The 13,337-nt window shown below is 46.2% G+C and carries 7 protein-coding genes; 5 read left to right on the forward strand and 2 right to left on the reverse strand.

The window, feature by feature from the left end:
• Window positions 1–374: 374 nt before the first annotated feature.
• Window positions 375–5,993, forward strand: a complete 5,619-nt coding sequence (locus tag QT974_RS07480; RefSeq protein WP_333467884.1) for an ATP-binding sensor histidine kinase — start codon at window positions 375–377, stop codon at window positions 5,991–5,993.
• A gap of 207 nt (window positions 5,994–6,200) precedes the next feature.
• On the opposite strand, the gene QT974_RS07485 is transcribed toward QT974_RS07480, so the two are convergent.
• On the reverse strand, window positions 6,201–7,598 hold the full coding sequence (locus QT974_RS07485; protein WP_333467885.1) for an amidase: 1,398 nt from the start codon (window positions 7,596–7,598) through the stop codon (window positions 6,201–6,203).
• Window positions 7,599–7,904: 306 nt separating this feature from the next.
• Here QT974_RS07485 and QT974_RS07490 point away from each other — a divergent pair, with 306 nt between their 5' ends.
• Both QT974_RS07490 and QT974_RS07495 read left to right on the forward strand, forming a co-directional pair.
• Window positions 7,905–9,200 (forward strand): type IV pilus twitching motility protein PilT, encoded by a 1,296-nt coding sequence (locus tag QT974_RS07490; RefSeq protein WP_333467886.1) that lies wholly within the window; start codon window positions 7,905–7,907, stop codon window positions 9,198–9,200.
• A gap of 61 nt (window positions 9,201–9,261) precedes the next feature.
• On the forward strand, window positions 9,262–10,065 hold the full coding sequence (locus QT974_RS07495; protein WP_333467890.1) for a circadian clock KaiB family protein: 804 nt from the start codon (window positions 9,262–9,264) through the stop codon (window positions 10,063–10,065).
• A 217-nt stretch (window positions 10,066–10,282) separates the two neighbouring features.
• Here QT974_RS07495 and QT974_RS07500 read toward each other — a convergent pair whose 3' ends face one another.
• Complete coding sequence (locus tag QT974_RS07500; RefSeq protein ID WP_333467887.1) at window positions 10,283–11,923, reverse strand: thioredoxin-like domain-containing protein; 1,641 nt, start codon at window positions 11,921–11,923, stop codon at window positions 10,283–10,285.
• Between the two features lie 420 nt (window positions 11,924–12,343).
• Between QT974_RS07500 and QT974_RS07505 the strand changes: the two genes are divergently transcribed.
• Together QT974_RS07505 and QT974_RS07510 are read left to right on the forward strand one after the other, a co-directional pair.
• A complete protein-coding gene (locus tag QT974_RS07505; RefSeq protein ID WP_333467888.1) occupies window positions 12,344–12,565 on the forward strand; it encodes a MerR family transcriptional regulator in 222 nt (73 codons plus the stop codon).
• A 3-nt stretch (window positions 12,566–12,568) separates the two neighbouring features.
• Window positions 12,569–13,069 (forward strand): GyrI-like domain-containing protein, encoded by a 501-nt coding sequence (locus QT974_RS07510; RefSeq protein ID WP_333467889.1) that lies wholly within the window; start codon window positions 12,569–12,571, stop codon window positions 13,067–13,069.
• Window positions 13,070–13,337 lie beyond the last annotated feature (268 nt).

The raw sequence follows: 13,337 nt of genomic DNA on the forward strand, positions 1-13,337 counted from the left end.
ATTGAACTAGAGGGATATCACTATATTCTCAGAATTGTCCCAGATACTGAGAAATTGTCTCGATGTATCGATAAATTGTATTGGAGTCCGATCGCGATCGTCGCATCTGGATTTTGTAATTTTGTCGATAATCGCGATCGTATTAAGTATAATTGCCAATCAAACATGGCCATTTAGCTTAAGCGACTAAGCTAAATTGCGGTTGACATCATATTTTGTGTTTACTACGATAGTAAATAAAACCCTGCGATATCCCTAACCTTTGCATCAGAACGATCATTTTTCGAGTGTAGTGCGATCGTCCCAAGCGCATCAGATCGTTTCCGCCAGTCTTTAAAAAAAATCAATTTACCTCAGCTATCAGGAGGATTTCAATGAATACACTGACACTTCCAGGCTACAAAATCACCACATCAATCTCCGACGGGCTCAATACCAGCGTTTATCGAGGAATTAGACACTCAGACGAAGAACCAGTCATTATCAAAATTCTCAAGGCAGAATTTCCCACCCTCGAACAAATTACCCGCTTAAAAAACGAATATAAAATTACTCAGCATTTACACGCAGACAGCATCGTCAAATATTACAGCCTCGAAACCTATCAAAACCGTCTAGCCCTGATTTCAGAAGACTTTGGCGGCAACTCCCTGGGCCAAATCATCTCAAAAAAGCTTGACTTAACAGCATTTTTAAACATTGGCATTCAGCTAGCATCAGCACTCAACTCGCTGCATCAAAACGGCATCATCCACAAAGACATCAAACCATCCAACATTATCATCAACCTGGAAACAGGAATAGTCAAACTCACCGACTTCAGCATCGCTTCCCGGCTGAGCAAAGAAACTCCCCAAATTAACAGCGCTAACTTAGTTGAAGGTACAGTCGCCTATATGTCTCCCGAACAAACTGGGAGAATGAACCGCACCTTAGATTATCGCAGCGATTTCTATTCCCTAGGTGTGACATTTTACGAAATGCTGACAGGCGAATTGCCGTTTCACAGCAGCGATATTTTGGAACTGGTACACTCTCACATTGCCAAACATCCCACAGCGCCTTGTGAATGCAGGAGAAATTTAGAAAATAGCGATAATATTCCGCAAGTTGTTTCGGATATTGTGATGAAGCTTTTGGCAAAAAATGCCGAAGATAGATATCAAACTGCGGAGGGGATTAAGGCAGATTTAGAAAAGTGTTTGAATTCTTGGCAGACAACTGGGGAAATTGCTGATTTTGTAACCGGACAGTTCGATCGCTCCCCGCAACTGTCAATCCCTCAAAAACTTTACGGGCGAGAAGCCGAAGTCGATCGCCTGCTGGCTGCTTTTGAACGAGTTAGCGGGCTTGCAGAGGCGCAACCACCAGAAAATTCGGAAAATCTAGGTACTCATTGTCAAAGCGAAATAGTCCTAGTTTCCGGTTATTCTGGCATTGGCAAAACCGCCATTGTTAATGAAGTTCACAAGCCAATTGCGCGACAGCGCGGCTATTTTATTAACGGCAAATTTGACCAATTTAAGCGCAACATTCCCTATGCAGCTTTGATTCAAGCTTTCGGGTCCTTAATCGGGCAGTTGCTGACTGAAAGTAGCGAAAAATTGCAAACTTGGCGAGAAAAGTTAGCGGCGGCTTTGGGTACAAATGGTGCAGTGATTGTTGATGTAATTCCAGAAATTGAGCTAATTATTGGCAAACAGCCGGAAGTGCCGCAACTCGGGCCTGCCGAATCTCAAAATCGGTTTAATCGAGTCTTCCAAGAGTTTATCGGCGTCTTTACTCGCGCAGAACATCCGCTGGTTATCTTTTTAGATGATTTGCAGTGGGCTGATTCGGCTTCGCTGAATTTAATGCAGTTGTTGGTTGGCAATTCGGAAAGTCAATATCTGCTGTTGATTGGTGCTTATCGGGATAATGAAGTTAATCCGACTCATCCGCTCGTACAGGCGATCGAGCAAATTGCCAAAACTGGTACTCCAGTCAATAATATTGTATTGCAACCGCTGGATTTCGGCAATGTCTCCGAATTGATCGCCGATACTCTCACCGCTAACGACAAGGTGAGATTGCTGGCTGAGTTGATTTTTCACAAAACGGGCGGCAATCCTTTCTTCATCACCCAGCTTTTGCAAGCCCTTTATCAAGAAAATCTGTTATACTTTGAGTTTAGTAGCGGTAGTTGGCAGTGGGATTTAGCGCAGATTCAGGCGATCGGCATTACGGACAAAAGTGTCGTCGAATTGGTAGCCAGCCGCATCGAAAAACTGCCGGAAACCACCCAACGAGTCTTAAAATTGGCGGCTTGTATTGGCGACAAATTTACCCTCGATGTTTTGTCAATTGTCAACGAACAATCTCAGGCGCAAGCAGCTAGCGAACTCTGGGCGGCGCTACAAACTGGATTGGTTCTCCCGTTGAGTAATGCTTACAAAATTCCGCTGGTTGGAGGCTGGGGACTGGATAATTTGCGATCGATTATTCCCGCTTCTCAATCCAAAATTGCCTACAAATTCCTGCACGACAGAGTGCAGCAAGCAGCTTATTCTCTGATTCCAGACGCCCAAAAGCAAGCAACGCACCTAAAAATCGGTCAACTGCTGCTAGACAATACTCCCGCCTCCGAGATAGAAGAAAATGTTTTTGATATTGTCAACCAACTGAATGTCGGCGCTGAATTGCTCGTAGAAAAAGCCGAAAAACATCAACTGGCAAAACTGAATCTGCTCGCCGGGAAAAAAGCTAAAGCATCCAATGCTTACGAAGCTGCTGTTAGGTATTTGAATGTCAGTTTGAACCTCATTAACTTCCCTCAGTCTCCCGTTAGTATGCAGTCAAGTTGGCAGATTGATTATGACTTGACGCTGAACCTGCACGTAGAAGCAGCCGAAGCCGAGTATCTAAACACTAACTTTGGGCGATCGCAAGAATTAGCTGATATCGTGTTGCAACAAGCTACAAACCTGCTCGACCAAATTAAAGGCTACGAACTGCAAATCCAGTCTTATCATTCTCAAAAGCAGCTTTTACAAGCCATAGATACTGGTTTGCAAGCTTTGGGAATATTGGGACTTTCCCTATCTGAAATCCCTCCAGAGGGTCTGACTGGAATTAAGTTACCTTCACTTGATGAGCTCAACCAAATTCCTGACATAACTGATGGCTATCAATTAGCTATCATGCGGATACTTGGGATGCTGGTTTCTCCTGTTATTATCGCAAAATCAGAATTATTGCCACAACTTATCTTTACCATGGTCAATTTTTCTACCGCCCGGGGCAATTCAGCACTTGGGGCGATCGCCTATAGTTGGTATGGCGTGCTGCTGACTGCGGCATTGGGAGAGATAGACGCTGGATATCATTCTGGACAGTTAGCTTTGAAGCTATTAGACCAATTCAATGCTAAAGAACTTAAATGCAACGTTAATAACACATTCAACGCTTTAATCCGGCACTGGAAAGACCATGCCAGAAAGACAATTTTACCTTTAATAGATGCCATGCAAAGTGGCTTAGAAACAGGAGATATACAATACAGCGTTTACGCTAGCTACAACTGTTTGATAGGTTTATTCTTTATCGGAGAGCCGCTAAATACTCTAGAAGAAAAGCAATTGCAATACTTCAGTTTGGCACAGCAACTAAAACAAGAGCTTGCGAAAGACTTAATTGAAATATGGGGACAACTTCTTTTAAGATTACAAAATAAATCTGCAAATAAATTTCATATTGCAGATGAAAACCTTAATGAAAAAGAAATATTGCCTCGACTGCAAAGCACCAAAAATACAATGGGAATTTTTAATTTTTATTGTGCCAACATGGTGAGTCATTACTTTTCAAAAGAACCAAAAAAAGCCGTTGCTAACGCATCTTTAGCTGCCGGATATACACAAGCAGTAATTGGCTTTACAATCGTCGGTACGCACAATTTTTACTATTCCCTGGCACTCCTCGCTGTTTATCCAACTGCTGACAGTGCCGAACAAGAAAAATACTTGATTCAAGTAGCAGCAAATCAGGAAAGAATGCAAAAATGGGCATACCACGCTCCGATGAACTATCAGCACAAGTACGATTTGGTAGAAGCCGAAAAAGCGCGAGTTTTTGGTAATAATTGGGAAGCAGCAGATTATTATGACAAAGCCATTCTAGGAGCAAAAGAGCAGGGATACATCCAAGAAGCAGCTCTCGCTAACGAACTTGCAGCCGAGTTTTATTTGTCTTGCAACAAAGAGAAAATTTCTCAAGTATATCTCACAGAATCATACTACGGTTACATCCACTGGGGAGCGATCGCCAAAGTCAAAGATTTAGAAGCCCGATATCCCCAGTTAGTCGCCCAAACCCTCAACCGAGAAACTAAAACCCGCGATTTAACTGTCACCGCCACGACAACAACCACCAACAGCGATTTCGGTAAATCCTTAGATATCGGCACATTCGTCAAAGCATCTCAAGCTATTACCAGTGAAATTGTGCTGGATAAATTGCTCGCCAGTTTAATCAAAATTTTGTTAGAAAATGCGGCTGCTCAAAAAGCTGTGCTGATGCTCTACAAAGATGATAGTCTTTTGATACAAGCCACCTGCACGGCAGAGGAAAATCAAGTCGCCGTCTTGCAATTCCTTCCCGTTGAAATTAGTCAAGATTTGCCAGTATCAATTGTTAACTATGTTGCTCGCACTCAAAAAGACTTGGTTTTAAACAATGCGGCATCAGACGGCTTGTTTACCGCCGATCCTTATGTTGTGAGCTTTAAGCCTAAGTCAATTCTTTGCAATCCAGTCATCTATCATGGCCAACTCACAGGCATTCTGTATCTGGAAAATAACTTAGCAGTGGGTGCTTTTTCTCCCGATAGATTGCAAGTTTTAAAAGTTCTGACTTCTCAAGTTGCGATCGCCCTAGAAAATGCTAAACTCTACGCACAAGCACAAGAAAAATCTGAGCAACTAGAACAATCTTTGCACAAGTTGCAGCAAACCCAAGCTCAACTGGTGCAAACGGAAAAAATCTCAAGTTTGGGGCAATTGGTAGCAGGAGTTGCTCACGAAGTCAATAACCCCGTTGGCTTTATTTCTGGCAATCTCCACCACGCTAATGATTATGTACGAGATTTGATTTGCATTGTCAATCTTTACCAGCAGCACTATCCGAACCCTGTGCCGGCAATTGCAGAAGCAGCAGAAGATATTGAACTTGATTATCTGATGGAAGATTTGCCTAAAATGCTGGGTTCTATGCAGCTAGGAACCGATCGCATCCGCGATATCATGCAATCATTGCGCAACTTCTCGCGCGTTGACGGCACCGACAAAAAATCTGCTGACATTCACGCAGGTATGGAGAGTACGTTGATGATTTTACAGCACCGCTTGAAAGCTAATGCGGAACGTCCGGCTATTCAAGTGATTAAGGAATACGGTGACTTACCTGCGGTTGAGTGCTACAGCGGACAACTCAATCAGGTGTTTATGAATTTGCTCTCGAATGCGATCGATGCTTTGGATGAGTCGAATGCTTCACGTACTTACGCTGACATTGATAAGCATCCGAATGTTATCACAGTTTGCACCGAAGTCAAGGAAGGTTCGGCAGCGGATTTTGTAACGGATGTAGCGGATGTAACGGAAGGTTCGGCAGCGGATTTTGTAACGGATGTAGCGGATGTAACGGAAGGTTCGGCAGCGGATTTTGTAACGGATGTAGCGGATGTAGCGGATGTTGGGATGGAAGAAGTAGCAAGAGGAAGAAAAATCGAGAGTTTTGCGGTGATTCGGATTAAGGATAATGGGCGGGGGATGCCTGAAGCAACGCGGTGTAAACTGTTTGACCCGTTTTTTACTACTAAGCCGGAGGGGAAAGGTACGGGATTGGGATTGTCGATTAGCTATCAAATTGTAGTGGAAAAACACGGCGGTGCGATCGTGTGTATTTCGGAACCTGGAAAAGGTGCAGAATTTGTCATAGCAATTCCGTTGGATTAGAGAAGGATTAGAGAAGAAAACCGGGCGAATATAATTCGCGTCTATACAGACAACCGGGCGAATAAAATTCGCGTCTATACAGACAAAACCCGCCTCCGCGGGTTGAAAACGGGAAAATTAAAATTACGTTATTCTCTTCAACCTGCGGAGGCAGGTTTTGTTCGTATAGGCGCGAATTGTATTTGCCGTCTATCTGTATCTACAAACCTATTGAAAATCCAAAACTGGGAAAGGTTTCGCCGCTTCTATTTGCGCCGCTAACGCAATTAAAGTTGCTTCCGCCGCCGGCCGCCCGATAATTTGAATTCCCACCGGCAAACCGTTATCATCTAAGATGGCCGGAAGCGCGATCGCAGGTAAACCGCTTGCATTAAACGGCGGACAAGGAGCAACCCAATTAATAATCCGCTGCAAAGTTTCCTCACAACTCAAATCTGCCCACTCCCCGATCCCAATGGGCGAGTGCATATAAGTTGGCAAAACTAACACATCAAAATTCTCAAAGAATCCCACAATCCGCCGCGAAATCACCTGCATTTGATTCACCGCCCGCAAATATTCCCCAGCCGCAACAGTCTTTTCCAACAACCAGCGATTCATCGGTTCCAAAACTTTGCCTGGAATGCCGCTTGCTGCCGCCCCAGACTGCCAAATTACTGTAAACGGTTCGATTAAACCTGTAAAATCCGGGCATCCCGGTTCGACATCGTGACCCAAATCTGCCAGTAATTTTACGGTATCGAGTACCGCTTGCTGACACACAGGCGCTGCCTCACCCACGGGAGCAATACTGGTAGAAAAAGCAATTCGCAGTTTGCCCAACTTTTCGCCGGCAGCCTCTAAAAACGTGGGATTTGGGTCTGGTAGCCAGTACGGATCGCCGGTTGTGTAGCCTGACATCACATCCAACAGTGCGGCGGCGTCAGCCACGGTGCGGGCGAGAGGGCCGTTGGCAGAAATTCCGCTCAGGTAGTCTCCGACTGGTGCCCAGGAAACTCGCCCCCGCGAGGGTTTTATGCCCACTAAACCGCAGGCGGAAGCTGGGCCTCGGATCGAACCGCCGCCGTCTGAACCTTGGGCGATCGCGCATAAACCTGCCGCTACGGCCGCCGCTGAGCCGCCGCTGGAGCCTCCGGGCGTGTAGTCTAAATTCCAGGGATTGCGCGCGGGCCGGAAACCTGGGGGTTCGGTGTAAGGTAATGAGCCTATTTGAGAGGTTGCTGTTTTGCCCAGAATGTTAAATCCGGCTGCTTCGATCCGCCAGACTACTGACTCGTTGTAGGAAGATATGTTACTGTGCAGTGCTTGAGTTCCGTAAGTACACGGAATGCCGGCAACTGGTGTCAAGTCTTTGATGCCGATCGGCACTCCGAAAAACGGCGGCAATTCCTCTGACTTGTTTAAGCCTGCTAGGTGTTCGGTTTGCGCTGTCGCTAGCTCGATCGCCCGATCGGCCGTTACTGTAAAATAACTACCAAGCTGATGGTTTAATCGATCGATCCGTTCCAAGTACACATTGGCAATTTCTAGGGGCGAAATTTCCCGAGCGCGGATCGACTTCGCCAAGTCCAGGGCTGAACTAAAAGCCCGATCGACAGAATTCATCTGTTTTAGTCCTCAATCCTAGTGTAAAGTAGCAATTTATACTGTTTGCCTGCGGAAAACTCTTTCCCGTCAAAAAATGCTCCAAAGAACTCGAAAATTCATCTTCGATGTTAGATCCATTTGGCTAGAATCCTGCAACCGACAGAATATTTGCTTGCTGGTGCAGCAGTGTGACCCCCTATTGAGATAAACTGATCGCAACAGTTCAGCTTTTGTGCAAGAAACGCTCTTCGGGCGATCGGCATTATCTAACTTGCACAAATCGTCTGTTAGAGTCAGCCTTCTCACCAACTTAAGGTAGCGCATATGACACAACAGCATCCGCCAGCCCCTCGCCCGCCGATACCCGGAGCACCGCCACCCCCAGGGCTGCCCCGCCCTCCAGCTCCAGGCATTCCCAGAGCAGCAGGATTGCCACCAGCACCGCCGCCGGCACGAGTGCCCGCCGCCGCCGCAGCACCCGCCGTAGCGCCACCGGCACAACCACCCGCACCAGCGCCCCAGTCGGGAGGCACGCCTCAAAACCCGAACTCCACCAGCCAACAGCCGACTCTCAAAGAGCTAGTGTTGCGAGCAAAAGAAGAAGGAGTATCAGATTTGCACTTGGGAGTAAACGAATTCCCGCGCTTCCGCACCCGGGGCGAGATTGCCGACATCGGCTATCCACCGACGGATTTAGATACATTTTTTGGCTGGCTGCGCGAGTGCATGAGCGATGAGGAAATAGAAATTTTCCAAAAAACCCTAGACTTTGACGGCGCTTTCGACTTCGGCTTTGTCCGTATCCGGATTAGCTGCATGGACTCTTTGGCCGGCCCGGCGATGGTGCTGCGCCTAATTCCTGCCAGAATCATGACACTGGAAGAATTGAAGCTACCAGAGGTCTTTAAGAAAATATGCGGCTACCACAAAGGACTGATTTTGGTGACGGGCCCGACAGGTTCCGGTAAGTCTACCACCTTGGCTGCGATGATCGACTACATCAACAAGAATAAAGCCTACAATATCATCACGATCGAAGACCCAGTAGAATTCGTACACGAAAGCAAAAAATCCTTGATCAAGCACCGGGAAGTCGGCAGGCACACCCTCAAGTTTATCAATGCTCTCAAAGGCGCTCTGCGGCAAGATCCGGACATGATGCTAGTAGGAGAAATTCGGGACAGAGAAACGGTGGAAATCGCCCTCAAAGCCTCTCAAACAGGTCACTTAGTGGCAGGAACCCTGCACACTAACAGTGCGATTAAAACCCTGAACCGGATTCTGGATATGTTCGGGGCCGAAGAACAAGAAGCCATACGGGTTTCCATTTCCGAATCTCTAGTGGCGATTATTGCTCAACTGCTGTGCAAAACCACAGACGGCAAGCGGGCAGCTTTCCACGACGTTATGATCAATACCGACGTGGTTAAGGAATACATTCTCAAGGGGCAGAATGAGGAAATCAATCAAATTATGATTAAAGATACTTATGAAGGCATGACGACGATGAATAAGTCGCTCTACGGCCTTTATCAAGAAGGTCGGATTACTGAAGAACTGGCTGTAGAAAACTCGCCGGCCCCCAACGAAATGGCTCAGATGCTCCGAGGTCGAGTCTAAAAGTTGAGTGTTAACAGTTAACAGTCAACAGTTAATTGTTAACTTTTATGGGTGTAATTCATTGAAAGTCGATCGCCCGATCTTGCCAGAAATTTTCAAAGGCATTGCACTGTTTACACCAGGGGGAGACTTAATCTATTGCATAGACTCCCGCAAGCAAACTCAGTGGCACTTGCAGTTGTGCGTCAGTCTTCAGGAAATACTCGGTTTGTCGGAACCGCCACATTTTCTGATCCCTTGCTATACGGCAACTGTTGACTGCTGGCGAGACCTTCGCGATCGACAGTTGCGGGTTGCAGCCGAGGCATACCCCCCGGTGCTGCGATATCAAACGCTGCTAAATGCCATTTTTGGCACTGGTGACTTGGTTTGGCAAGCCCGCAGCGACGAAATTTGCGAGCCAATGGCGATCGCCACTTATCGCGAACAATTCCCAGAACTGTGGGAAAATCACGACTTAGTTGTACAGTATCCGATCGCCCAACCTCGATCGGATTCGTTCAATTCGGCGATCGTACATCCCTCGCCCGTAGCGCCACCGCATCGGATGCCACCCACCAAACCAACAGCACTCACCTCACCGCCACCAACTCAAGGCTATGTTTTGCGCCTATTTGTTTCCGGGAGCAATCCCAACACCGAACGCACCCTCGAAACTTTATACCAATTGCTAGAGCAACACCTCGATCGCCCCTACACTTTGAAAGTAATTGATGTGTTGAAACATCCCGAACAAGCAGAAGTAGACCAGATTTCCGCCACTCCCACTTTAATTAAAATCTGGCCGAAACCCGTGCGGCGAATCGTCGGCGAATTGAACGATGCCCAAAAAATAGTCAGATTGTTGAGCAATTCGGAATTTTAAATTTGGGCGATTATTAGACTTATTGCATAAATCTTTGATCGAGCGGTCAACCGCAGAAGACGCCCGCGGTTGAAACCGCGTCTACACAGGCAAAACCCACTCGCCTGCGGGTTGAACAGTTCACGGTTAAAATCACCGGATCTTATTAATTTTCTTTAGTCCGCGCACCATCCGGACGAAAGTTTGTATAGACGCGGTTTCAACCGTACGTCCGATCTCAATCAGGAAGACAAACATCCGGCGCACACAAACCGTGAAAAGCCAAAGTAGTGACTTCCAAAGTATCCAACTCAATTCGCCGAATCACGTGATTGTTCGTATCAGCAACAAATAAATGAGACCCAATCGCGCTCAAGCCTGAAGGTTCAAAAAATCGAGCCTTGAGACCTTTAGCATCTACCAAACCGGCCGTACCATCTCCAATCATCGTCATGCAAGTACCCCCCCGGTGGTCGATTCGCTTAATTTTGTGATTGTAAGTATCAGCAACCCAGAGGTAATTTTGAGCGTATTCAACACCCAAACAGTGCTGCAACCTCACCTCCTCACCCCGACCATCTTTATCGCCAAAACCAAACAACTCCCCGCTACCGCAGACAGTGCGCACCTTCGGATCTTCATCGATACCGACGGCGCGGATCGAACTAATTTCGCTGTCAGCGACAAACAACTCCGATCGATCCGTAGACAGGCCGCTGGGTTGAGAAAAAGCAGATTCTGCCAGACTACCGTCAACACAGGATTCTCGACCAATACCCGCATAAGTGGCGATCGTACCAGTATCTAACTGCATCTCCCAAATTTGGTGCGAACCCGCCATGGCGATAAAAAGTCGATCGCCAACTCTTTCTAAATCCCAAGGCGAATTCAATGGCGTCTCTAAAGCCTTGCCGCTGTGGGGAGCAATTTCGTGACTTTGTTCGCCAGTACCAGCAAAAGTTTCCACCCGTTGAGTCGTAAAGTCGATCGTTCTAATAGCGTGATTTTCCGTATCAGCAACATAGAGAATTTGAGTTTCTGCATCAAAAGCCATACCTTGAGGGGCAAAAAATTCAGCTTCTTCAAAGTTCCCATCAGTCAAACCCGGTTTCCCCGTACCAATGACGTGCAGCACCTCACCCTCGGTACTGCTGACAACAATGCGATTGTGTCCAGAATCGGCAACAAACAAGCAAGAACCGACCAAGTTTTGGATAACTGAATTAGCAGGCCCCGGCAGTACAGTTTCATCTACAGATTGACTTTCCTCACTCATTTCGCCCAACAGCGCCTCATGTTGGTGAAGCACTTTTGCCTCGGTTGCCGCGATCGCAAATCCCAGCACTTTACCAGGAAAAGCCAGCGGAGTTGATACAGGTTTGCGCTGTTTTTCTAAACTGAAACGAAGTTCCTTAAAGTCGAGCGCATTTTTATCTTTGTATTCAGCAATTAACTTGCCAACTAACTGATCGAGTGCTTCTCTATTGCCTTCGCCAGAAACAAAGCCGATGACATAACTTTCTGGATCGATCACCATTAAAGTCGGCCAAGCGCGAACGGCGTAGCTTTGCCAAACTTTCATGCCGCTGTCTACGATTACGGGATGTTCGATATCGTAGCGGAGGATAGCTTGGCGGATGTTTTCTACATCTTTTTCGTTTTCAAATTTAGCCGAGTGAACGCCGATGACAGTCAGGGAATCTTTATATTTTTGTTCCAGGTATTTTAAGTCTGGGAGGACGTGCAAACAGTTGATGCAGCAGTACGTCCAGAAGTCGAGGATGACGACGCGCCCTTTTAAGGATTCAATGGATAAAGGTTTCTCGGTATTCAGCCATGGGTACTTTACGGGGAATTCTGGTGCTCTGACGCGAGGCATGGATATCTCCTTGGTAGGGCTTGAGTAATTTTTACACTCCTTTAATTTAGCGAGAAATTTGGGAGGATGGGGGAAAAGCTGGTTAAAGCTGGGTTTTTGGGCACAGCCTAGATGGCTGTCGCAGAAGATGGGGAGCGAGATCAGTGTTCATCTTGTCGCATTGAATACTTTTGCAGCACAACCAATACAGCGTTAATTTTATTCTGGTCGATCGCACTTACGATCGCATTAACCCACAGATTGACATTCTGCGGTTCCCCGTGCAATGGCAATAAGACGCGATCGCAGTAATATTGTTATCTATATAAATACTCAAAAAATCCCTCTCGACCTAAAATCTAAAAATTTTCTCAAAAATACTTGACTCTCCTCCTAGAGGAGAGTGTTTACTAGAAAAGTAAGAGGTTTACAGCATCCAAAATGCTAAAAATAGGCGACTTTTCCAAGTTGAGTCAAGTGTCAATCAAGGCACTGCGACTCTACGATCAAATGGGACTGCTCAAGCCAACTGTAGTTGACAATGATACGGCATACCGCTACTACTCAGCCAGTCAGTTGCCAAGACTCAATCGCATTTTAGCGTTTAAGGATTTGGGATTTTCTCTAGAACAAATTCTCCAATTGCTAGACGAAAAAATTTAGCCTATGCAAATTCGCGGAAGGTTACACCTGAAACAAGCTGAACTCCAGCAACATATTCAGGGAGAAACAGCTCGATTGGCAAGATTAGAAGATTGTTTAAGACAAATTGAACAGGAGAACGATATGCCAGATTACGAAGTAGTTTTAAAAACGATTCAACCGATAACTGTTGCTTCTCTTCGGGAAACTTTACCCAAGTATGCAGCAGTTGGATCGCTGTTTAACGAATTGTACGATTATCTATATCGAAACGAAGTCAAACTGGGAAAATATTGTATTGCTATTTGGCACGATGCTGGATACAAAGAAAGCGATGTAGATGCTGAAGCGGTTGTGTCTGCTGACAAGTTTCTGCCAAAATGCGATCGCATTAAAGTGTACGAATTACCAGGTAACGGCTATCGGATTGTCGGTCCCAACCGAGAGGTTTACATCCAAGGAGGGCAGGAACAGGATAATGAATCTTACGTAACTGAAATTCAATTTCCTGTTGAAAAGATTTGATTCTGCCCAAATTTACCGGGCTATTTGAAAGAGTCTGTTGGCGAATCAAGACAGGGTTTCACCCATCACCCCCTCAAAAAGGCGTTTCTGGACTAAATGTCTAATTGACTATGTAGCTGTTAACTACAAAGAGCTAACGCCAATACTGACTTCCAGAAATGAGGGGTGATGCGCCCCACGAATTCGCCAACAGTCTCTTTCAATCGCCGAGTCTTCTATTTCCCCAAACAAAAAGCGCCCCTATTTCTAGGGGCGCTTTTTGACTATC

It is taken from the genome of Microcoleus sp. BM001215392 (assembly GCF_036700185.1).
Taxonomy (GTDB): domain Bacteria; phylum Cyanobacteriota; class Cyanobacteriia; order Cyanobacteriales; family Microcoleaceae; genus Microcoleus.

What these genes read in the sequence shown, in the direction of transcription:
- QT974_RS07480 (WP_333467884.1), top strand. Translation starts at nt 375, where the DNA reads ATGAATACACTGACACTTCCAGGCTACAAAATCACCACATCAATCTCC.
- QT974_RS07485 (WP_333467885.1), bottom strand. Translation starts at nt 7,598, where the DNA reads ATGAATTCTGTCGATCGGGCTTTTAGTTCAGCCCTGGACTTGGCGAAG.
- QT974_RS07490 (WP_333467886.1), top strand. Translation starts at nt 7,905, where the DNA reads ATGACACAACAGCATCCGCCAGCCCCTCGCCCGCCGATACCCGGAGCA.
- QT974_RS07500 (WP_333467887.1), bottom strand. Translation starts at nt 11,923, where the DNA reads ATGCCTCGCGTCAGAGCACCAGAATTCCCCGTAAAGTACCCATGGCTG.
- QT974_RS07505 (WP_333467888.1), top strand. Translation starts at nt 12,344, where the DNA reads ATGCTAAAAATAGGCGACTTTTCCAAGTTGAGTCAAGTGTCAATCAAG.
- QT974_RS07510 (WP_333467889.1), top strand. Translation starts at nt 12,569, where the DNA reads ATGCAAATTCGCGGAAGGTTACACCTGAAACAAGCTGAACTCCAGCAA.